Origin of the sequence: Erwinia sp. S38, from assembly GCF_016624545.1 — a bacterium.
GTDB lineage: Bacteria > Pseudomonadota > Gammaproteobacteria > Enterobacterales > Enterobacteriaceae > Erwinia > Erwinia coffeiphila.
In genome coordinates this window covers 318,556-340,282 of sequence record NZ_JACVTS010000001.1, presented here as the reverse complement: position 1 = coordinate 340,282, position 21,727 = coordinate 318,556, and the positions used below count along the sequence as shown (strand labels likewise).

Genomic DNA, 21,727 nt, shown 5'->3' with positions numbered 1-21,727 from the left:
TGCCCCGGCGTGTTTTGCCGAACTGGCGCAGACATTTTTGGCACGGATAGCCCTGTACGCTCAATACGTAGAATGATGCAGAACCCCGCGCGCTGCCCAGGCCAAAAATGACAAGTGATTAACCCGGCCGCTCTTATTTGCGCAGTGACAAAACTGAATGCCATAAGAGATGAGCCATTGTATGGATAGTGTATGTTAGACAGCTTGCTTGTCATTTTACTGCTGATTGCCATCAGCTCATTCTTCTCCCTTTCAGAAATCTCTCTGGCAGCCGCCCGTAAAATCAAACTGAAAATCATGGCGGATGAAGGCAACATCAACGCCCAGCGCGTGCTGAAAATGCAGGAAACGCCGGGGATGTTCTTTACCGTGGTGCAGATTGGCCTGAACGCCGTGGCGATCCTCGGTGGTATTGTTGGCGATGCGGCCTTCTCTCCGGCTTTCCGCTCGTTGTTTGAACGGATGGTAGAGCCTGAACTGGCGGAGCGCCTCAGCTTTATTTGCTCCTTCACGCTGGTCACCAGCCTGTTTATTCTGTTTGCTGACCTGTTCCCGAAACGTCTGGGGATGATTGCGCCGGAAAGCGTGGCGCTGAGAATCATCAATCCGATGCGTTTCTGCCTGTTCCTGTTCCGCCCGCTGGTGTGGTTCTTTAACGGCGGTGCCAACATTATCTTCCGCCTGTTTAAGATCCCGCTGGTGCGTAAAGACGATATCACTTCGGATGATATTTACGCGGTGGTGGAAGCCGGTGCGCTGGCCGGTGTGCTGCGCAAGCAGGAGCACGAGCTGATTGAGAACGTGTTTGAGCTGGAATCCCGCACCGTGCCGTCGTCGATGACCTCGCGTGAAAACGTAGTCTGGTTCGATCTGCATGAGGATGAGGCCAGCCTCAAGGGGAAAATCGCACAGCATCCACACTCCAAATTCCTGGTGTGTAATGAGGATATCGACCATATCGTTGGCTATGTCGACTCCAAAGAGCTGCTGCTGCGCGTGCTGGGCAATCAGAGTATGACGCTGAACAGCGGCGTGCAGATCCGTTCGGCGCTGATTGTGCCGGATACGCTGACGCTGTCTGAGGCGCTGGAGAGCTTTAAAGCCGCGGGTGAAGACTTTGCGGTGATCATGAACGAATATGCGCTGGTGGTGGGGATCATTACGCTGAATGACGTGATGACCACGCTGATGGGCGATCTGGTCGGCCAGGGTATGGAAGAGCAGATTGTGGCCCGCGATGAGAATTCGTGGCTGGTTGAAGGCGGTACGCCGATTGATGACGTGATGCGCGTGTTGGATATCGATGAGTTCCCGCAGTCCGGTAACTACGAGACGATTGGCGGCTTTATGATGTTTATGCTGCGTAAGATCCCGAAGCGTACCGATTTTGTGAAGTTCCACGGCTATAAGTTTGAGGTGGTGGATATCGATAGCTACCGTATCGATCAGCTGCTGGTGACCCGTGTTGATGCCCGCCCGGCGGCACCGGTATTGCCGCGTGCACCGGAAGCGGGTGCCGAAGAGTAATCTTGTGGTTTAGCTGGGCGCTGCCAGTGCTGACTGGTGGGTGTCAGCCGGGTCTTCTGACTGAACGGTGCCCGCGCCGACTGGTTGGGGGCGGCTACGGGCGGTCCTCGCGCCGCTTCGCGGTTACCTTCACTTCGTTCGTCAGCCTGTCGGATCGGCTCAGACGGTCCATCCATGGCCCGACCGAGCCTTTCGCCAGCGTCCTGCTGGCGAATCCTGGCCTCCTCTCTGCGTTCAGCGCTGCGGATTGTCCGTAGCCGCCCCCAACCAGTCCGCTTTTAAGGGTTAGTGATGCCTGTTAGAGGCTACTGTTAGAAAAAACTGCTCTCTCAAATTTCTCAACAAAGAGACCTGCCAGGCGCGTCAAGAAAGCAACGATGATGCTGCAAGGGGGTCAGCCTCTGCGGCTACCGGGCAATCCGCAGCGCTGAGGTGCAGGCTGCGGGACCGGAGAGACACGCATGGACGCGTGGCTCAGGCGTGGCGCGGGCAGGACGCCCGCTCCACGCCGATCCGCAAGGCCCACAGCCGGAAACGAAGGCACCACGCAAAGCGTGGCGCGAGGACCGCCCGGTAGCCGCAGAGGCTGAACCCCGATCCCCGAAACCACCAGCCACCAGGCAACAAAAAAGCCGCTTTCTCAACAAGATAGCGGCTTCAAACTCTCGACAGACAAACATCACACCACAGGGCGCCTTCTCTTACATCAGTTAAACTCTGACTGGAGGCGCAAAACCTGGCGGTTCACTTCTGACATCACACTAAAATGCTGCTTATCCTTCACGCGCGGCAGCAAAATCTTACCTTTATCGAACTCAAACGCGCCAACATCCTTAATATACAACCGGCCACGAAACAGGGTCTTAACGTACTTAGCAACCTGAAGTGGGTTATAGCGTTGGAATATTTTCATTGTTGATTGTACTCCTGAATATTTAACGTACGCTCCGTCCGTAACCAAATCAGAGACGAATCCGTGAAGCGCAAAGTGATTAGACTATAGAACACTGATTGCTTTCTATGTCCTTAATTCCCAATTTTTTTACTACGTTTACACATCATTACAGAGCACTATCTCTCCCTGTCGACGAGATACAGTATAAACCTTCGATCTACGGGGTTTTGTGCAGTGTGTTGCAAAGATGTTATTTCTATGCGACAGCAGCATCATCCACACTTATTATTACATCTGAGTGAACAACTGGTCCGATCACATTACGCTGGAGCGATTATGAGAAAAGTTCGACATTTCCTTGCGCTGACCTGCCTGCTGCTGCCGTTTATGGCTGGGGCGCATAATCTGGCTGAGAACCAGCGCGTTCCTCCTGTCGGTATCGACGACAAAGGGGAGCTGGTGTATCAACAAGATAAGTTTAGCTATAAAAACTGGAATAGCGCGCAGCTAGTGGGAAAAGTGCGGGTGCTTCAACATATTGCCGGTCGTTCGTCCGCTAAAGAGCAAAATGCTGCGCTGGTTGAAGCGATCAAAGCTGCGAAATTACCGCACGATCGTTATCAGACCACCACCATTGTGAATACCGATGATGCGATTCCTGGCACCGGCATGTTTGTGCGCAGCAGCATCGAGAGCAATAAGAAGCAGTTCCCATGGTCGCAGTTTATTATCGACAGCAATGGCAGCGTGCTGAAGGCATGGCAGCTGCAGAGCGGTGGATCGGCGATTGCCGTGTTGGATAAAGAGGGTAAGGTCCGCTTCGTGAAGGACGGTGCACTGACGCAGGATGAGGTTAAACAGGTCATGGCGCTGCTGCAGGCGCTTTTAAAATAAAGAATACATCCCGGCCTGAAAGGGCAATGCCTCCTCAGGCCGGGCTAAAACCGTCAGACATTTATCGCTGCGCTGTAGCTGCTGTCAATATCCGGTAGCACCAGGAACGATTAGAAGATTGAGACGCGGAACCCCGGATTGAGGAAGGATTCACGCGGCGTGTAGTCCAGCGTTCTCCCCTGCCAGTCGTTGACGTGCGCGCCCGCCGCCAGGGCTACAGCATGCCCTGCACCGGTATCCCAGATGTTGGTCGGCCCGAAGCGCGGATAAAGCTGCGCTTTACCTTCCGCAACCAGGCAAAACTTCAATGATGAACCGATCGCCGTAGTCTGATGCTCGCCCATCTGATCGAGGTATTCTTTCAGCTCCAGATCGGATGCCGCGTGTGAACGGCTGATCACCACCAGCGGAGGATGGGCTTCACGAACCTGAATCTGAGCTTTCTGTCCGCCCTCTTCTTTCCACGCCTTACCGTTCGCTGCGGAGTACATCACGTCCAGCACCGGTGCATACACCACGCCCAGGACCGGTTTTCCCCCCTCAATCAGCGCAATATTGACGGTAAACTCACCGTTGCGCTTGATAAACTCTTTCGTTCCGTCCAGCGGGTCCACCAGCCAGTAGCTCTGCCAGCTCTGACGGGTCGGCCAGTCGGCCGGATCTTCTTCTGACAGCACCGGGATCTGCGGGGAAAGCGCCTGCAACCCGGCAACAATAATTTTATGCGCCGCAATGTCCGCCGCCGTTACCGGGGAATCATCAGATTTGCGTGTTACGTCTACTGGCGTGGGTGCATCATACACCTGCATAATTGCATCACCTGCTTCACGTGCCAGCTGGCAAATTTGTTCTAACACTTTCCACCTCCCGATCGGATTCATACAGGCCTGCTATCAACGCGCAAACGCTAAAGCACTCTACTGAGAATAGCAGTTCACTTCAGACAGGGTTAACAGCAGGTTAGCCATTTATTTCAAAAGCATAGCGTAGAACACCCCCACGATGACACCGTTTTGATTATTTTCTGCCATCGTGCCATTCGATCCTCACAGTTCGGGTTTTTGCGGAAAATCACGGCGAATTATCGGCTCTCGATCACATTTTTTTGCAGCATAACGACAAATTTTCATATTTTTCTGCGAAGGTTATCGAAATTCAGTCAGGCATCAGAAAGGGAGACAACATGTTTAAACCTGGCATTACGCTGCTCACACTGCTGGTCAGCGGCACACTACAGGCCGCCACGGTCGATTTTCGCATCCTGGAAACCACCGATCTGCACAGTAATATGATGGACTTCGATTACTACAAAGATCAGCCCACCGATAAATACGGCCTTGTGCGCACCGCCTCGCTGATCGCCGCAGCGCGCCAGCAGGTCACGAATAGCGTACTGGTCGATAACGGTGACGTGATCCAGGGCAGCCCGCTGGGGGATTATATGGCGGCGAAGGGGCTGAATAAGGGAGAGACTCATCCGGTTTATAAAGCGATGAACACCCTGAACTACAGCGTCGGCAATCTGGGTAACCATGAGTTTAATTACGGCCTCGACTATCTGCAAAAGGCGATCGCCGGTGCACGTTTCCCCTACATTAACGCCAATATTATTGACGTTGCCAGCGGGAAGCCGCTATTTACGCCTTTCCTGATTGAATCGGTGAAAGTGCGCGATCGCGCAGGTAAAGAGCATACTCTGAAGGTCGGCTATATCGGCTTTGTGCCGCCGCAGATTATGGTCTGGGACAAAAAGAACCTCAGCGGTAAGGTTACGGTGGATGACATCACCGCCACCGCGAAAAAATGGGTGCCGGAGATGCGCGCTCAGGGTGCCGATATCGTTGTGGCGATCCCGCACTCCGGCCTTTCCAGCGAGCCGTATCACGCACTGGCGGAAAACTCCGTTTACTACCTCAGCCAGGTGCCGGGCATTGATGCCATTATGTTTGGCCACGCTCACGCCGTATTCCCCAGCGCCGACTTCGCCGCCATTAAAGGCGCTGACATCAAGCAGGGGACGCTCAACGGCATTCCGGCAGTAATGCCCGGGATGTGGGGCGATCACCTCGGCGTGGTCGATCTGGTGCTGAATAACGAGAGTGGCAGCTGGAAGGTGATCGGTGCCAAAGCAGAAGCGCGGCCAGTTTATGACAAGGCAGCGAAAAAGTCGCTGGCGGCGGAAGATCCGGCGCTGGTGAAAGTGCTGGCCGACGATCATAACGGCACGCGTGAGTTTGTCAGCCAGCCAATTGGCAAATCCGCCGACGTGATGGCCAGCTACCTGTCGCTGGTGCAGGACGATCCGACCGTACAGATCGTTAATAATGCTCAGCGCGACTATACCGAGCGCTTTATCCAGGGCGATCCCGACCTGGCACGGTTGCCGGTGCTTTCCGCCGCCGCGCCCTTTAAGGCCGGAGGCCGTAAAAACGATCCGGCCAGCTATGTTGAAGTGGATAAAGGCCAGCTGACGTTCCGTAACGCCGCCGATCTCTATCTTTATCCCAACACGCTGGTGGTGATGAAGGTCAGCGGTGCTCAGGTAAAAGAGTGGCTGGAGTGTTCTGCCGGGCAGTTCAATCAGATTGATATTCATAACAGCAGCCCGCAGTCGCTGATTAACTGGGACTTCCGTACCTATAATTTCGATGTGATTGACGGTGTGAACTACCAGATCGATATCACCCAACCTGCACGCTATGACAGCGAATGCCAGCTGATCAATCCGGAAAGCTCACGTATTCGTGATTTAACCTTCAACGGAAAGCCCATCGATCCAGAAGCAACTTTCCTCGTTGCTACGAATAACTATCGCGCTTACGGTGGGAAATTTGCAGGCACGGGTGAAAAGCAGATAGCGTTTGCCTCACCGGATGAGAACCGTTCAGTGCTTGCCGCCTACATCAGCGCACAAACCAAAGCCGATGGCGAGGTGAAGCCGCAGGCAGACAATAACTGGCGACTGGCACCGATAGTCAGCAATACGCCGCTGGATATTCGTTTTGAGACCGCGACGGGGGAGAAAGCCGCTGAATTTATTCGCACTCACGCCCAGTATCCGCTCAAGCAGGTGGCAACGGATGAAACGGGCTTTGCGATTTATCAGCTGAAGCTGCAATAACGGGGAACAGCAGCAGGCGCGCCCCACAGGGCGCGCCTGAGGGATTACAGAATTTCCAGCAGTTCGACTTCAAATACCAGCGTGCTGTATGGCGGGATTGATGCGCCTGCACCGCGCTCGCCGTAGGCCAGGTTGTGAGGGATAACCAGCTCCCACTTAGAGCCAACCGGCATCAGGGTAAGCGCTTCGATCCAGCCTGGGATCACGCCGCTGACCGGGAACTCAGCCGGTTCACCGCGCTGTACAGAGCTGTCAAACACGCTGCCGTCAATCAGTTTACCGGTGTAGTGAACGCGTACGCGATCCTGACGGGATGGGATGGCACCTTCACCCTGAGTCAGCACGCTAAACTGCAGGCCGGTTTCGGTGCTGCTGACGCCGTCACGCTTCGCGTTCTCTTCCAGGAATTTCTGACCTTCCACTGCCAGCGCTTTCTGACGCTCCTGGCGCACAACTTCAGCACGCTCATGAACTTCACGCAGCGCGCGGTGAACAACATCAACAGGAACAGCCGGGGCATTCCCTTCCAGCGCATCACGCAGGCCCGCCAGTAGCGCCTCTGGTTGCAGACCCTGCAGACCAGATTCCTGCAGCTGCTGGCCAACCTGTAAACCGATACCGTAACTTGCTTGCGCTTCTACACTGTCAAAAGAAGGGGTTGTCATGGATTTTCCTTTCATCATTGATAAAACAGAAGCCGAAGCATAACAGCGCAGAGAACGTGCGTAAAATCCCATCTTCTACTGGTGACTTTTGATCGCGAAAGAGAAACAATAATGTCTTCAATTATTCAGAATGCTCAAATGGTTACCGCACAGCGTGTCTTTCCCGTTCCCAGAATAAAAACAGACCACGTTTGTCCAGATTGCGGAATTTTTTCACCCCAGGGGTAACCGGTTCAGCTACAGTGTACTCAGAGGTATAAATGGGCCAAATTGCCCGCCGGCGCAGGAAAAGCCAGCCACGTTTCTCTTTCGCATGGAAAAGCTGGATGGCCAGAGTCTTACTGATGGCGCGCAGCGTGCGCCGAAAGGAGGAAGCTATGCCAAATGCATCGAAAGTTTCACGCTCCCCTGCGTGGCTCAGCCATATCTGGCATCTGCCGGATAAGATGCACTGGATGGACCCGCTCCCCGCACTACACCGTCGCGGTATTATCGTTGCCGTCGTGGTGATCTTACTCGCTTTCCTGTGGCCTGCCCCTTCCCCGCAGCGAGCACCGGTTACGCCGCTGCAAAGCGGTTCTGAAGGGACTGAAGTGCCGTTACAGGCGAATATCGCCGACGACTTCCCGCAAAGCAGCAGCACGCAGGGTGATTCACGCGGGCAGTGGCGCAACTATACGATTGCGTCCGGCCAGACGCTGGCACAGCTGTTCCGCGATAATAATCTGCCGGTTAACGATGTCTTTGCGATGGCGCAGGTGGAAGGCAGTGATAAACCGCTCAGTACATTGAATGCGGGCCAGAGGGTGAAAATCCGGCTCAATGCAGCAGGCGTTGTTACGGGATTAACGCTGGAGTCAGCGGGAAGGGAAATTCTGTTTACTCGTCAGGCAGACGGTTCATTTATTCGCGCTCAGTAGCACGGGCAAAGTTGGGGAGGCGCAGCGTCATCAGCTTTCTGCAAAAACAAAAACGCCGGCACGAGGCCGGCGTTTTTAATTGCTAAAAGCGATTAAGCTTCAGCAACTACATTCACGATCAGTTTCGCGAATACTTCGCTGTGAACCTGGAAGTCCACTTCGTGCTCACCGGTGGTGCGCAGAACGCCGTTCGGCAGACGAACTTCGCTCTTAGCCACTTCAACGCCAGCTGCAGTTACAGCGTCAGCGATGTCGCGGGTACCGATGGAACCGAACAGTTTACCTTCGTCGCCTGCTTTAGACGCGATGGTAACGGTGCCCAGTGCGTTGATTTTCTCAGCGCGAGCGTTAGCAGCAGACAGAACGTCAGCCAGTTTGGCTTCCAGCTCTGCACGGCGTGCTTCGAAGAACTCAACGTTTTTCTTGGTAGCAGGAACAGCTTTGCCCTGTGGTACCAGGAAGTTACGAGCGTAGCCCGCTTTAACGTTTACCTGGTCGCCCAGGGTGCCCAGGTTTGCTACTTTATCAAGCAGAATAACTTGCATTACCTTATCCTCTTAAAGTCGTTAATAGACAGTTGCCGTTACTGATGACGATCGGTGTACGGCAGCAGGGACAGGTAACGCGCGCGCTTGATAGCACGAGCCAGCTGACGCTGGTATTTTGCACGAGTACCGGTGATACGGCTTGGTACGATCTTGCCGCTTTCAGTGATGTAGTTTTTCAGCGTTGCGATATCTTTATAATCGATCTCTTGAACGCCTTCCGCGGTGAAACGGCAGAACTTGCGACGACGGAAATAACGTGCCATTTGGCTAGTCTCCAGAATCTATCAATTCAATCTGCTCGGCATGCAGTACGAGTTTGTTCAGGCCGTTGCGCCCTTGATGGCTGCAAATAAATCCCTGAACCGTGACCTGCGTGCCGACCGTTATACTTTGAGTAATGGCCTGATGGGCTTTGCCGCTGATAATCACCGGCATACGGCACCAGGCTTGCCGGGTAAAACCGGCTTCCACCTGCTGTGAACGATGCTCAAGCACGAACTGGCAGTGTGGAATTCCTGACGGGCTGACTTTTCGCATCGGCGTCTTGCACACGGTGCCAGACAGCGTCAGACGGTTAGCCGTCATAGAAATTACTCTTCAGAATCCCCAGCATCTGCATCATCAGAGGTTTCGTTAGCAAAATCTTCACGACGCTCACGGCGCTCGTCTTTCGCTTTAACCATCGGAGATGCTTCAGTTACCGCGTGCTTAACGCGCATAACCATGCTGCGGATAACGGCGTCGTTGAAGCGGAAGTTAGTTTCCAGCTCATCGATCGCTTCCTGCGGAGCTTCAACGTTCAGCAGAACGTAGTGAGCTTTGTGCAGTTTGTTGATCGGGTAAGCCAGCTGACGACGGCCCCAGTCTTCCAGGCGGTGGATCGTACCTTCTGCACCAGTGATGGTGGCAGAGTAGCGCTCGATCATGCCAGGAACCTGTTCGCTCTGGTCAGGGTGAACCATAAATACGATTTCGTAATGACGCATCGAATTTGCTCCTTACGGATTATTCAGCCTCCTGTCGGGGTCAGCCGCGGCCCATGGAAGCAAGGAACGTTATAAGCCGTAACCAACGATTAGCAGGCTACAACTTGAGAATGCGGCTGAAAAATTGACGCGTAATCATACTGGCGAGGGGTGGGAAACACAAGGTAAAGATCGAGCGAGCGGAGAAAAAAGATGCGGCCGCAGCGTCGATGATAAATTCATGCTGAAAGGCACTGCGACAGCCGCCGCCGGGGCAGGATTCTGCTCATCTGCCGCAGGCATTTCAGGTGAAATCGTCTCCCTCTTGCGTGGAATGACGTAAACTCATGCCACTGCCATCAAAGAGAGCTGAAGATGCGTCCGATCATTGCGTTATCCGTCATCCTGCTGCTGAGCGCCTGCAGCGCGCTGAAAACCACACCCCAGCCACCGCCGCCGCCAGCGGACCACGCGCAGGAGATCGTCCGTGCCCAAAGCACCAATCTGATCCGACTGGGAACGGCCAGCGTCACGGTGCGCGGCTCCCCGGACGATGCCGAGCGGGCGCTGGCGGCAAAAGCTAACGCCAGCGGGGCCAGCTACTACCTGATCCAACTGGTGAGCGAAACGGTGGCTCCGGGCATGTGGTACGCTTCGGCGATCTTCTACGGGCCATCAACTCACGCCGCTGGCGCGCAGTAGCAGCCGCTGGCAAACCTCATCGGGGATTGCCGCGCCTCCACGTGAGTCCAGCTGCTGGCGGCACCACGCGTCCGCCAGCGGCGGCTCAAGATAGCGTAGTACCTGCTCCGCCGTCGCCAGTGAGAACAGCCGTTCAACCAGACCTCGCGCTCGCGCTTCATCCGGCTGGCGAAGTAATAATCTGAGCTGCCGCCACTGCTGGTCAAAATGTCGGTTAATGCCTTTCACTTCGGCAAACTGCGCATCCAGTCGCTCACCGATCGCTGGCTGCTTAAGTAAGACTCGCAGCACGTCCAGGCACATCACGTTACCTGAACCCTCCCAAATGCTGTTAACCGGCATCTCGCGGTACAGTCGGGGCAGTTCGCTGTCCTCGCAGTAGCCGATACCGCCAAGTACCTCCATCGATTCGGCCACAAACGGGATTCCGCGTTTACAGATAACGTATTTGGCAGCGGGGGTGAGCAGGCGGCTGTAGCCACGTTCGGCTTCATCTTTGGCATCAGACCAGGCACGAGCAAGACGCATCAGCAGCGCCGTTTGCCCTTCCAGTACCAGCGCCTGAGAGGCCAACACCTGGCGCATCAGCGGCTGGTCTACCAGCGTTTTCCCCTGCACCTGCCGCTGATGGGCATGGTACAGCGCCACTGAAAATGCACGACGCATCTGACCATGGCTACCCAGCGCGCAGTCAAAGCGCGTGTAACCGCCCATTTTCAGGATTTGCCGTACCCCTTCACCCTCGTCGCCAATCAGCCAGCCAAGCGCATCCCTGAACTCCACTTCACTACTGGCGTTGGAGCGGTTACCGAGCTTGTCTTTCAGGCGCTCGATCTGCACGCTGTTACGCGTACCGTCCGGCAGCAATCGCGGCAGGAAAAAGCAGGACAGGCCACCGGAGGTCCGCGCCAGCACCAGATGCGCATCGCTTTGCGGCACCGAGAAAAACCATTTATGCCCGACCAGCCGGTAGCATTCACCGGGGCCACGATGGCTGACGGGTTCAGCACGCGTGGTATTACTCAACACGTCGGTTCCGCCCTGCTTTTCAGTCATGCCCATGCCAATCAACAGGCCGCGCTTTTGTTCACCAGGCTGAAGATGGGAGTCGTAACGATCGGAGAGCAGCCCCGGCAGCCAGGCGTGAAAGTCGGCGGGCAAATGGCGCTGTAGCAGCGGAATGGCACCGAAGGTCATGGTAACCGGGCACAACGTTCCGGCCTCAACCTGGGCATGCAGGATGAAACGAGCGGCGCGTGCCACGAAGGCATTCTCTGGCGCATCGGGCTGCCACGGCAGATTGTGTACCCGGTTCGCACACAGCCCCTGCATCAGCAGATGCCATGCAGGATGGAAACGCACATCATCCAGCCTTTCCCCCGTGGCATCGTAGCGCAGCAGCTCCGGTGGATTACGGTTTGCCAGCCTTCCAAGCTCAAGCGATTCCGCGCTGCCCAGCTGTTGTCCGACGGAGGCCAGACGTTCAGCATCCCAGCCAGCGCCGTGGCGCAGCACGGCGTCGCGCAGCGGAATATCGGAAAGAAACAGATTGCTATTGCTGAGGGGGGCGGGTTGATTGAAAACAGTATGGGTTTTCCAGTCCATCACGGCATCCTGTTTAAAACGGGCCAGATGACAGGATAAAACGAGGGGCGAAGAATGCTGGGGCGCAGGTCACGCCCCGAACAATTTACTTAACGCTGCGCTGACGTACCGCTTCAAACAGGCAAATACCGGTCGCGACGGAAACGTTCAGTGAAGACACGCTGCCCGCCATCGGAATACTAATCAGTTCATCGCAGTGCTCGCGCGTCAGGCGGCGCATGCCCTCGCCTTCTGCACCCATCACCAGCGCCATCGGGCCGGTCATTTTGCTCTGATACAGGTCGTGGTCGGCCTCACCGGCGGTGCCGACGATCCACACGTTGGATTCCTGCAACTGGCGCATGGTGCGTGCCAGGTTGGTCACACGGATCAGCGGCACATGCTCAGCGGCACCGCTGGCCACTTTCTTCGCGGTCGCATTCAGGGCGGCGGAGCGATCTTTCGGTACGATAACCGCATGAACGCCCGCAGCGTCGGCGCTGCGCAGGCAGGCCCCCAGGTTATGCGGGTCGGTCACGCCGTCGAGGATCAGGAAGAACGGGCTTTCCAGGCTCTCCAGCAGATCGGGAAGATCGCCTTCCTGATACTGACGGCCCGGTTTAATGCGGGCAATAATGCCCTGATGCACGGCACCTTCAGACTTGCTGTCCAGCATCTGCTTGTTCGCCACCTGAATCACCACGCCCTGCGCTTCCAGCGCTTTCACCAGCGTTTGTAAGCGGCGATCGTCGCGCCCTTTTTGGATAAAGACTTCCTGGAAACGCTGGGGGTCGCTGTCCAGCAGCGCCTGTACGGCGTGGATACCAAAAACAATTTCACTCATGGTTCAGTTACTCAAAGGTCATCATTCAGTTAAAAGGGGCAAACGCGTCAACGCTCGCCCCCTGCTGCCGGTTATTCACACCGCTCAGTTAGTCGCGGTCGGATTTTTTCCCTGCGCGTTTCGCTTTGGTGGCGGCGGCGATTTTACGTGTTTTATCCGACGGCTTGCGTGGCTTTTTTTCATTTTTCGCCGGTTGGGCGTTTTTTGACTCGCCCGCTTTGCGGAAGTCGCTGTCCGGCTCGAAGTTTTTACTACCCGGACGCGGAGCACGGCGGCGGTTACCGCTGTTTTTGGCCACACCGCGTTTTTCGCGTTCACGCTCAGTTTTCCCTTCACCGCGCGGCTTACGCTGGCTGGAGATCAGTGCGAAATCAATCTTACGCTCGTCCATATGCACGGCATCGACGCGCACTTCCACCGAGTCGCCCAGGCGGTAGGTACGGCCACCGGACTCGCCGATCAGGCGCTGCCCGACGGCGTCAAAGCGGTAGTAGTCATTGTCCAGCGTCGACACGTGTACCAGGCCGTCGATAAACAGATCGTCAAGACGCACGAAGAAACCAAAGCCGGTCACGCTGGAAATCACTCCGCTGAAGGTTTCACCCACCTGATCCTGCATAAAGTCACACTTCAGCCAGTCGGCAACGTCGCGCGTCGCTTCGTCAGCACGGCGCTCGGTCATCGAACAGTGCTGGCCAAACTGTAGCATCTGCTGCAGATCGTAGTGGAAACCACCGGTTGGCGTGGTGTTCCCCTGCAGCGTGTTGTTCTCTTTCGCCAGCAGGTACTTAATGGCACGGTGCAGCAGCAGGTCCGGATAACGACGGATCGGCGAGGTAAAGTGCGCATACGAAGCCAGCGCCAGGCCGAAGTGGCCACGGTTCTCCGGATCGTACACCGCCTGCTTCATGGAACGCAGCAGCATGGTTTGCAGCATTTCGTGGTCAGGACGGCCCGCGATCTGGCTGAGCAGCTCGGCATAGTCCAGCGGCTGCGGCTTGTTGCCGCCCAGCAGCGTCAGGCCCAGCTCGTTCAGCACGGAACGGAAGCTTTTGATGCTGTCATCGCTTGGACGATCGTGATCTCGGAACAGCGCAGGCTCGTTATTCTTCTCCACGAAGCGCGCCGAAGCGATGTTGGCGAGGATCATGCACTCTTCGATCAGCTTGTGCGCGTCGTTGCGGGAGACCTGCTCAATACGATCGATACGGCGTTCAGCGTTGAAGATAAACTTCGCCTCTTCCGTTTCAAACGAGATACCGCCGCGCTGCTCACGGGATTTCTCCAGCGCCAGATACATGCGGTGCAGCTCTTCCAGGTCTTTCACCAGCGGCTGATACTGCTCGCGCAGATCCTGATCGCCCTGCAGAATGTTCCACACCTTGTTATAGGTCAGGCGGGCGAACGAGTTCATGACCGCTTCATAGTGCTTGTAGCCGGTCAGTTTACCGGTGGAGGATACGGTCATCTCACACACCATGCACAGGCGATCCACTTCCGGGTTCAGCGAGCACAGGCCGTTTGACAGCACTTCCGGCAGCATCGGTACAACCTGCGACGGGAAGTACACTGATGTACCACGGTTAATCGCTTCGGCATCCAGCGGCGTGCCGGGGCGCACGTAGTAGCTGACGTCCGCAATGGCAACCCACAGACGCCAGCCGCCACCGCGCTTACGCTCACAGAATACGGCGTCATCGAAGTCGCGGGCATCTTCACCATCAATGGTGACCAGCGGCAGATCGCGTAGATCCACACGGCCTTTTTTCGCCTCTTCCGGCACGTCTTCACTCAGGTGAGCGATCTGTTTCTCCAGTTCTGGCGGCCAGACGTGCGGAATATCATGGGTGCGCAGCGCCATTTCAACGGCCAGACTGGTGCCCATGTTATCGCCAAGCACCTCGACGATTTTACCAATGGCTTTCGTACGGCGGGTCGGGCGCTGCGTCAGCTCCACCACCACCACAAAGCCCATTTTTGCGCCCATCAGCTCTTCGGCCGGGATTAAAATATCGAAGCTCAGGCGGCTGTCGTCGGGAACGACAAAGCCGACGCCCGCATCGGTAAAGTAGCGGCCAACAATCTGTGCGCTGCGCGGTTCAACCACGCGCACCACGCGCACTTCGCGGCGGCCACGGCGATCGGCGCCCATGGCCTGAGCGAGAATGATATCGCCGTGCATGCACATCTTCATCTGCTCGGCAGAGAGATAAAGATCGTCTTTGCTGCCTTCAATACGCAGGAAGCCGAAACCATCACGATGGCCAATGACTTTGCCTTTTAACAGATCGAGGCGTTCCGGCAGTGCGTAGCACTGGCGGCGGGTGAAGACCAGCTGCCCGTCGCGCTCCATGGCGCGCAGGCGGCGGCGCAGCGCTTCGGTCTGCTCTTCACCGTTAATGGATAGCTCTACCGCCAGCTCTTCCCGGCTGGCAGGCTTTTCACGTTTGTCCAGGTGCGCGAGAATAAACTCACGGCTGGGGATCGGGTTTTCGTACTTTTCAGCTTCTCTTTCCTGAAAGGGATCTTTTGACATCGAGGTTCCTCCGTTGTCAGCTGCTGAGCGACACGCGGTCGGTCAGCAAAATTTTGTAAAGCGGATGGTTATCTTCCACCAGGTCAGCCAGGGTGTAATTGTCCAGTTCCCGCAGGAAGCTCTGGACAGCATCATGCAGCGCCTTTTTCAGGCGACAGGCAGAGGTGATATGGCAGAAATCGCTGTGGCAATTCACCAGCTGAAGCGGTTCCATATCACGGACTACCTGGCCTATCACTATCTCCTCAGCCGGTCTGCCCAGGCGAATACCGCCATTTTTACCGCGCATCGCCGCGATATAGCCGGCACGGCTAAGTTGATTGATAATTTTGACCATATGATTACGGGACACGCCGTAAGTGTCTGTCACTTCGGTGATGCTGGTCATCTGGCCCTCTGGCAGAGAGGCAAGGTAGATCAGCGCACGCAAGCCGTAATCGGTAAAACTGGTTAGCTGCACAGTAACCTCAAGGATAAAACCCGTATTGAAGCTGTAATCCGCTTAAGAATGGACTTTGTTAGCAATGATAATAAACCAGCCACCGCAAAGGGGCGATTTTATTTAAACAAGCGGCATTGGTGAAACGAACTGACGGGGACGGCAGGAAACCAGTGCAGGAAAGGATCTGGCCGGGCAATGCCCGGCCTGAAATACAATTATGCGTCAAACGGGTCGCGCAGAATCATCGTTTCACTACGGTCCGGACCGGTTGAAATAATATCAACCGGTACGCCGGTCACTTCTTCAACGCGCTTGATGTAATCAAGCGCTGCCTGCGGCAGACCATCGCGCGTTTTCACGCCAAAGGTCGTTTCGCTCCAGCCTGGCAGGGTTTCGTAGATTGGCTCGATACCTTCCCAGTTTTCTGCTGCCAGCGGAGTGGTGGTCACTTCGCTGCCGTCCGGCATACGGTATGCCACACAGATTTTCACTTCTTTCAGACCATCCAGCACGTCCAGTTTGGTCATGCAGAAGCCAGAGAGGGAGTTGATCTGCACGGCGCGACGCACGGCAACCGCATCCAGCCAGCCGGTACGACGACGACGACCGGTGGTAGCACCGAACTCGTTGCCTTTCTCGCACAGGAACTCACCGGTTTCGTCGAACAGTTCGGTTGGGAACGGACCTGCACCCACGCGAGTGGAGTAGGCTTTAACGATACCCAGAACGTAATCAACATAGCGCGGACCGATACCTGAACCCGTTGCCACGCCACCTGCAGTGGTGTTAGACGAGGTCACGTACGGATAAGTACCGTGGTCGATATCCAGCAGCGTACCCTGTGCGCCTTCGAACATGATCAGTTCGCCACGCTTACGCGCGCCGTCCAGCAGTTCAGACACGTCAACCACCATACCGGTCAGAATATCGGCAATTGCCAGGGTATCCGCCAGCACTTTATCGTAGTCAACCGCATCGGCTTTGTAGAAGTTAACCAGCTGGAAGTTATGGTATTCCATTACTTCTTTCAGCTTGGCCGCGAAGGTTTCTTTGTTGAACAGGTCACCAACGCGCAGGCCACGACGAGCCACTTTATCTTCGTAAGCCGGGCCGATACCGCGACCGGTCGTACCGATCGCTTTCGCGCCGCGTGCTTTTTCGCGCGCAACGTCCAGCGCCACGTGATACTCAAGGATCAGCGGGCAGGCTTCAGAAATGAACAGACGTTCGCGTACCGGGAAGCCGCGATCTTCCAGACCTTTCATCTCTTTCATCAGCGCAGCCGGAGACAGTACAACACCGTTGCCGATGATGCTGGTCACGTTTTCACGCAGGATGCCAGATGGAATTAAGTGGAGGACGGTTTTTTCACCGTTGATGACTAGCGTATGGCCAGCGTTATGGCCGCCCTGATAGCGCACTACGTATTTAGCACGTTCTGTCAGGAGGTCAACAATCTTACCTTTACCTTCGTCACCCCATTGGGTGCCCAGTACGACGACGTTCTTACCCATTTCTCAAAATCACCGATTGCTTAAAAATGGATTCTACCATCGTCATTTTAGTCTTTCAGCTGTTTTAGCATACGATTGCGTACTTTTTTGCCGACAATCGCCATAACTGGCTCGATATCACAAACCAGGGTGGATTTAGCCACCGTTACGTACGCTAATCATGTAGTAGATCACAGCACCTGCCACAACCAGCCCGCCGCCGACCCTGCGCAATAATGCATCCGGGAGCTGCGCCATCGACAAAATCATTCGTCGCCAGATACGTGGCCACAGCATTGGCCCTAAGCCTTCAAAAACCAACACCAGGCCCACCGCCATCCACACAATTGCATTCATCTTCGTCGATCTCGTTACTGTTTTGCCAGCCCAGCCGGACAGATTCCGGCCATAAAAAAAGGCCGGAAATTCCGGCCTTTTGCAGTTATAACAGATTATCAGCGCGTCGTGGTAGACGGATTCTTCATAAAGCGGAAGAAGTCACTGTCCGGGCTGAGTACCATCACGTCCTGATTGCTCTTGAAGCTGTTCTCATAGGCACGCAGGCTGCGCATAAACGCATAGAAGTCGGGGTCCTGACTAAACGCATCAGCAAACAGTTTCGCCGCTTCTGCATCCCCTTCACCGCGGGTGATACGCGCCTGACGTTCTGCCTGAGCACCAATGAAGGCAACTTCATAATCCGCCTGCGCGGTCACTTTTGCTGCTTCTTCATCACCCTGCGCACGCTGGCTACGGGCAACGGATTCACGTTCTGCACGCATACGGGCAAAGATCGCGTCAGACACTTCAGTTGGCAGGTTGATCTGCTTGATGCGTACATCCACCACCTGAATACCTAACGCAGCCATGCTGTTCGGGTTGATCGACGGTTCTTTGCTATTGGTCTCGCTCTCAACACGCTTGGCGACGGAAGCAATCGCATCGTCCGCTGCCGGCGTGGCCACTTCATCGTCCGTACCCGCGCTACCGGTGTTCAGCGCATCGCGAACGTCGGTAGTCAGGCGACCACGTGAATCGGTGACAATATCTTTTACATCCAGGCGACCAATCTCAGAACGCAGACGGTCACTGAACTTACGTTTCAGCAGAACTTCAGCCTGAGAGACATCACCACCGCCGGTGGCGAGGTAGTAGCGGCTAAAATCGCTGATGCGCCATTTGATATAGGAGTCAACGATCAGATCTTTCTTCTCTTTGGTCACGAAGCGGTCGGCCTGGTTATCCATGGTCTGGATACGGGCATCAAGCGGCTTCATGGATTCCAGGAATGGGATCTTAAAGTGCAGGCCTGGTTCATAGACCAGCGGCTTGTTCTCATCATCACGCAGAACTTTACCAAAGCGCATCACAATGCCGCGCTGGCCTTCCTGTACAACAAACAGTGACGCGTACAGCACCACCAGCACAACAATCAATAGTACGATTAATGGCTTACGCATCGATTACTCTCTCCCTTCGCGCTGGGTATCGTTACGCTGGGAGTTTACCCGGCGCTGATCCATGATGTCGTCCGGGCTGAACGACGTACTGCTGCTGGCGCGTTCACTACCGGTGCTGGCAGGAGGCATACGCAGCAGATTGGTGCTGTCTCCGCTGCTTGCCGCTGCGCTGCCAGTCTGGCCACGCATCAGCTGATCCAGTGGCAGAACCATCAGGCTGTTGCCTTTATCGTTCACCAGCACTTTACGGGTATGGCCCAGTACACGTTCCATGGTTTCGATATACAGACGTTCACGGGTAATCTGCGGTGCAGCTTTATACTCCGGCAGAATACGTGCGAAGCTGTCCACTTCACCCTGCGCTTCCAGCGTCACGCGCGCTTTATAAGCACGGGCTCGCTCCAGCGTTTCCTGGGCTTTACCGCGCGCTACCGGGATTTCTCCGTTGGCATAGGCTTCCGCCTCACGCACTTTTTGCTCGCGGTTTTCTCGAGCGGCAATCGCATCGTCAAATGCGGCCTTCACTTCTTCCGGCGGACGCGCGGTCTGGAAGTTAACGTCCAGCAGCGTAATTCCCATATCGTAAGGGCGAATGGTTTCTTCCAGTTCGCGCTGGGTATCGCTACGCACGACAGTACGGCCTTCGGTCAGAATGCGGTCCATCGTTGAGCGACCAATCACGCCGCGCAGGGCGCTGTCGGTTGCCTGACGCAGACTGTCATCCGCGCTGGTCACCGAGAACAGATAGCGTTCAGGGTTGGTGACGCGGTACTGCACGTTCATTTCAACGCGCACAACGTTTTCATCGGAGGTCAGCATCGTCCCGGAGGCAGAAAGCTCGCGCACCGCCTCAACGTTAACTGCGCGGACCTGATCGATAAAGGTTGGCTTCCAGTTCAGGCCAGGTTCAACCAGATGGCTGAATTTACCAAAACGAGTTACCACACCACGTTCGGCTTCTTTGATGGTATAGAAGCCGCTACCGGCCCAAATGACCACTACAGCCGCTGCCGCGATGCTGACCAGACGCCCGGTGTTACCGGAGCGACGCTGATCGTTACCATTGCCGCCATCGCCACCTTTTTTGCCACCGCCCAGACCACCAAGCTTATTGCTCAGTTTACGGAAGATATCATCCAAATCAGGAGGACCTTTATCACGTCCTCCCTTATTTCCCCCAGAGTTGCCGCCTTGATTATTGCTGCTTCCCCACGGGTCGCGGTCCTGTCCGTTATTTCCGGGCTGATTCCACGCCATGTTTATGCTCCATTAATTGTGTGTGCGGTGGTATCCCAAGCCGGGATACGCGTGTCAGGCAAAATCAGTCAAACAATGTAATTCACCAGCTCCGGCTCCAGCTTGCACAGACGTCGCCAGTCAACGATCGGCATGCGTATGTGTAAACCTACGCTCCCATCATCCTCATTCCACTCTTTTTCTATCGCCTGAAGCTGATAAAAACGACTGCGCAGCCGCCCCGCTTCCGGCGGCAAACACAAATCATACTGCGCGATTTCACCGGCCAGACGCTCAGTCAGAGCCTGGAACAGTAGCGGGATCCCCTCGCCGGTTTGTGCGGACAGCCAGACGCGGATCGGCAGGTTTTCTTCATCACGATCGATACGCGGGACGAAATCCTCCAGCATATCAATCTTGTTCATAATCAGCAGGCTGGGGATCTCATCAGACTCGATCTCTTCCAGCACGACGTTTACCGCTTCAATGTTTTCATCAAGACGGACATCGGCAGCATCAATAATATGCAGCAGCAGCGTCGCCTGACGCGTTTCCTGCAGCGTGGCTTTAAACGCCGCAACCAGGTCATGGGGAAGATGGCGGATAAAGCCTACTGTATCCGCCAGCACAACCTCGCCAACGTCAGCAACATTCACCCGGCGTAACGTCGGATCGAGCGTCGCAAACAGCTGATCGGCTGCGTAAACATCGGCAGACGTCAAACGGTTAAACAGGGTGGACTTACCGGCGTTGGTATAGCCCACCAGCGAAACGGTCGGCACATCGGCTTTGCTGCGCGACTGCCTGCCCTGTTCGCGCTGCTTCTCAACACGCTCAAGACGGGAAAGTATCAGCGTAATGCGATTTCTTAATAGCCGACGGTCAGTTTCGAGCTGGGTTTCACCCGGGCCACGCAAACCGATACCGCCTTTCTGGCGCTCAAGGTGCGTCCAGCCGCGTACAAGACGAGTCGCAAGATGACGCAGCTGCGCCAGTTCTACCTGTAATTTACCTTCGTGAGTTCGGGCTCGCTGCGCAAAGATATCCAGAATGAGTCCGGTACGATCAATCACGCGGCATTCACAGAGCGCTTCAAGGTTGCGTTCCTGCGCCGGGCTGAGCGAGTGGTCAAAAAGCACCACGGAAGCCCCGCTCTCTTTAACCGCTTCGGCAATTTCTACAGCTTTTCCTTCACCGACAAAGTATTTAGGGTGCGGTGCTTTACGGCTACCGGTAACGACACGGAGCGCTTCAACGCCAGCGGAAGAAACCAGAGTTTCAAACTCCTGTAGATCTTCCATATCTTTGTCTTGCGAAAAATAGATGTGTACCAGTACGGCCTGCTCACCGGCATCATAACGGTCAAACAAACTTAAACCTCTCAGAACCTGGTTGAACCTGCTACCCGATGGCCATACTGCATCAAAATCAGCTTAAACATGGCGCGCCAGCTCAATTAACGGCATTTTTACGCAATATCATCCCGCCTGGGCGAGATGAGAAAATCAGGATAAAACGTTATGCCAGGACGGGGAACAACTCCCCGTCATGGATAGACAGCGGCGCTATTTATTCTGCGTCATCATTGTCTTGCTGAGGCTGAGAAGATGCCCCCTGGTTACTTCCGCCATGATGATAGTTGTTGCTACCGCCACCCGCATTATTGCTGTGATGGGAAACGGGACGGGACGGAACAACGGTTGAGATCGCGTGCTTATACACCATCTGGCTAACCGTATTTTTCAAAAGAATGACAAACTGATCAAACGACTCAATCTGACCCTGAAGTTTGATGCCATTCACCAAATAAATCGAAACCGGAACACGTTCACGACGCAGTGCGTTCAAGAACGGATCTTGCAATGATTGCCCCTTAGCCATTCTATCTTTTCCTT

At 55.3% G+C, this 21,727-nt stretch carries 22 protein-coding genes; 5 read left to right on the top strand and 17 right to left on the bottom strand.

The genetic code is table 11. The annotated features are described in order from the left end of the window. Positions 1 to 192 precede the first annotated feature (192 nt). Positions 193 to 1,527: a hemolysin family protein gene (locus tag IBT46_RS01490; RefSeq protein ID WP_200543382.1), complete on the top strand. Its 1,335-nt coding sequence runs from the start codon at positions 193 to 195 to the stop codon at positions 1,525 to 1,527. A 706-nt stretch (positions 1,528 to 2,233) separates the two neighbouring features. Here the strand turns inward: IBT46_RS01490 and IBT46_RS01485 are convergent. Further along, entirely contained in the window at positions 2,234 to 2,440 is a 207-nt protein-coding gene (locus tag IBT46_RS01485) for a DUF1107 domain-containing protein (RefSeq protein WP_105592072.1), read from the bottom strand. 318 nt (positions 2,441 to 2,758) lie between these two features. Between IBT46_RS01485 and IBT46_RS01480 the strand changes: the two genes are divergently transcribed. Next, positions 2,759 to 3,316: a YtfJ family protein gene (locus IBT46_RS01480; protein WP_200543380.1), complete on the top strand. Its 558-nt coding sequence runs from the start codon at positions 2,759 to 2,761 to the stop codon at positions 3,314 to 3,316. Positions 3,317 to 3,426: 110 nt separating this feature from the next. Here IBT46_RS01480 and cysQ read toward each other — a convergent pair whose 3' ends face one another. After that, positions 3,427 to 4,173, bottom strand: a complete 747-nt coding sequence (gene cysQ / locus IBT46_RS01475) for a 3'(2'),5'-bisphosphate nucleotidase CysQ (RefSeq protein ID WP_200543378.1) — start codon at positions 4,171 to 4,173, stop codon at positions 3,427 to 3,429. 326 nt (positions 4,174 to 4,499) lie between these two features. Between cysQ and IBT46_RS01470 the strand changes: the two genes are divergently transcribed. After that, positions 4,500 to 6,437: a bifunctional 2',3'-cyclic-nucleotide 2'-phosphodiesterase/3'-nucleotidase gene (locus IBT46_RS01470; protein WP_200543375.1), complete on the top strand. Its 1,938-nt coding sequence runs from the start codon at positions 4,500 to 4,502 to the stop codon at positions 6,435 to 6,437. A 44-nt stretch (positions 6,438 to 6,481) separates the two neighbouring features. Here the strand turns inward: IBT46_RS01470 and fklB are convergent, their stop codons facing one another. Beyond that, positions 6,482 to 7,102 carry an FKBP-type peptidyl-prolyl cis-trans isomerase gene (gene fklB / locus IBT46_RS01465; RefSeq protein ID WP_105592075.1) on the bottom strand — a complete coding sequence of 207 codons (621 nt, stop codon included), beginning with the start codon at positions 7,100 to 7,102 and terminating at the stop codon, positions 6,482 to 6,484. Between the two features lie 377 nt (positions 7,103 to 7,479). Between fklB and IBT46_RS01460 the strand changes: the two genes are divergently transcribed. Continuing rightward, positions 7,480 to 8,022, top strand: a complete 543-nt coding sequence (locus IBT46_RS01460) for an OapA family protein (protein WP_234479893.1) — start codon at positions 7,480 to 7,482, stop codon at positions 8,020 to 8,022. Positions 8,023 to 8,114: 92 nt separating this feature from the next. Here the strand turns inward: IBT46_RS01460 and rplI are convergent, their stop codons facing one another. Genes rplI through rpsF form a run of 4 tightly spaced genes read right to left on the bottom strand, consistent with a single transcriptional unit; the run spans position 8,115 to position 9,556 of the window. Next, positions 8,115 to 8,567, bottom strand: a complete 453-nt coding sequence (gene rplI / locus IBT46_RS01455; RefSeq protein WP_105592076.1) for a 50S ribosomal protein L9 — start codon at positions 8,565 to 8,567, stop codon at positions 8,115 to 8,117. Positions 8,568 to 8,605: 38 nt separating this feature from the next. Continuing rightward, on the bottom strand, positions 8,606 to 8,833 hold the full coding sequence (gene rpsR, locus IBT46_RS01450) for a 30S ribosomal protein S18 (RefSeq protein ID WP_000135199.1): 228 nt from the start codon (positions 8,831 to 8,833) through the stop codon (positions 8,606 to 8,608). Between the two features lie 4 nt (positions 8,834 to 8,837). After that, positions 8,838 to 9,155 carry a primosomal replication protein N gene (gene priB, locus IBT46_RS01445; protein WP_123331634.1) on the bottom strand — a complete coding sequence of 106 codons (318 nt, stop codon included), beginning with the start codon at positions 9,153 to 9,155 and terminating at the stop codon, positions 8,838 to 8,840. Between the two features lie 5 nt (positions 9,156 to 9,160). Further along, complete coding sequence (gene rpsF, locus IBT46_RS01440) at positions 9,161 to 9,556, bottom strand: 30S ribosomal protein S6 (RefSeq protein ID WP_004160104.1); 396 nt, start codon at positions 9,554 to 9,556, stop codon at positions 9,161 to 9,163. A 354-nt stretch (positions 9,557 to 9,910) separates the two neighbouring features. Between rpsF and bsmA the strand changes: the two genes are divergently transcribed. After that, on the top strand, positions 9,911 to 10,237 hold the full coding sequence (gene bsmA, locus IBT46_RS01435; protein WP_200543371.1) for a biofilm peroxide resistance protein BsmA: 327 nt from the start codon (positions 9,911 to 9,913) through the stop codon (positions 10,235 to 10,237). On the opposite strand, the gene IBT46_RS01430 is transcribed toward bsmA, so the two are convergent. The 10 genes from IBT46_RS01430 to hfq form a co-directional block, all read right to left on the bottom strand. Then, the gene (locus tag IBT46_RS01430; RefSeq protein WP_200543369.1) at positions 10,211 to 11,842 is read right to left on the bottom strand and encodes an isovaleryl-CoA dehydrogenase; all 1,632 of its coding nucleotides are present in this window, start codon (positions 11,840 to 11,842) and stop codon (positions 10,211 to 10,213) included. The genes bsmA and IBT46_RS01430 overlap by 27 nt on opposite strands. 85 nt (positions 11,843 to 11,927) lie before the next feature. Then, complete coding sequence (rlmB, locus tag IBT46_RS01425; RefSeq protein WP_105592080.1) at positions 11,928 to 12,665, bottom strand: 23S rRNA (guanosine(2251)-2'-O)-methyltransferase RlmB; 738 nt, start codon at positions 12,663 to 12,665, stop codon at positions 11,928 to 11,930. An 88-nt stretch (positions 12,666 to 12,753) separates the two neighbouring features. Then, positions 12,754 to 15,201 carry a ribonuclease R gene (gene rnr, locus IBT46_RS01420; protein WP_200543367.1) on the bottom strand — a complete coding sequence of 816 codons (2,448 nt, stop codon included), beginning with the start codon at positions 15,199 to 15,201 and terminating at the stop codon, positions 12,754 to 12,756. Positions 15,202 to 15,217: 16 nt separating this feature from the next. Continuing rightward, positions 15,218 to 15,661, bottom strand: a complete 444-nt coding sequence (gene nsrR, locus IBT46_RS01415) for a nitric oxide-sensing transcriptional repressor NsrR (RefSeq protein WP_105592082.1) — start codon at positions 15,659 to 15,661, stop codon at positions 15,218 to 15,220. 197 nt (positions 15,662 to 15,858) lie between these two features. Beyond that, positions 15,859 to 17,157 (bottom strand): adenylosuccinate synthase, encoded by a 1,299-nt coding sequence (locus tag IBT46_RS01410; RefSeq protein ID WP_200543365.1) that lies wholly within the window; start codon positions 17,155 to 17,157, stop codon positions 15,859 to 15,861. A gap of 135 nt (positions 17,158 to 17,292) precedes the next feature. Beyond that, positions 17,293 to 17,493, bottom strand: a complete 201-nt coding sequence (locus IBT46_RS01405; protein WP_105592084.1) for a DUF2065 domain-containing protein — start codon at positions 17,491 to 17,493, stop codon at positions 17,293 to 17,295. Between the two features lie 98 nt (positions 17,494 to 17,591). Beyond that, the gene (gene hflC / locus IBT46_RS01400; RefSeq protein ID WP_200543363.1) at positions 17,592 to 18,596 is read right to left on the bottom strand and encodes a protease modulator HflC; all 1,005 of its coding nucleotides are present in this window, start codon (positions 18,594 to 18,596) and stop codon (positions 17,592 to 17,594) included. Positions 18,597 to 18,599: 3 nt separating this feature from the next. Continuing rightward, positions 18,600 to 19,853 carry an FtsH protease activity modulator HflK gene (gene hflK, locus IBT46_RS01395; RefSeq protein ID WP_200543361.1) on the bottom strand — a complete coding sequence of 418 codons (1,254 nt, stop codon included), beginning with the start codon at positions 19,851 to 19,853 and terminating at the stop codon, positions 18,600 to 18,602. Positions 19,854 to 19,921: 68 nt separating this feature from the next. After that, entirely contained in the window at positions 19,922 to 21,202 is a 1,281-nt protein-coding gene (gene hflX / locus IBT46_RS01390) for a ribosome rescue GTPase HflX (protein ID WP_200543359.1), read from the bottom strand. Positions 21,203 to 21,401: 199 nt separating this feature from the next. Then, complete coding sequence (hfq, locus tag IBT46_RS01385; protein WP_105592088.1) at positions 21,402 to 21,713, bottom strand: RNA chaperone Hfq; 312 nt, start codon at positions 21,711 to 21,713, stop codon at positions 21,402 to 21,404. Between the last annotated feature and the right edge of the window lie 14 nt (positions 21,714 to 21,727).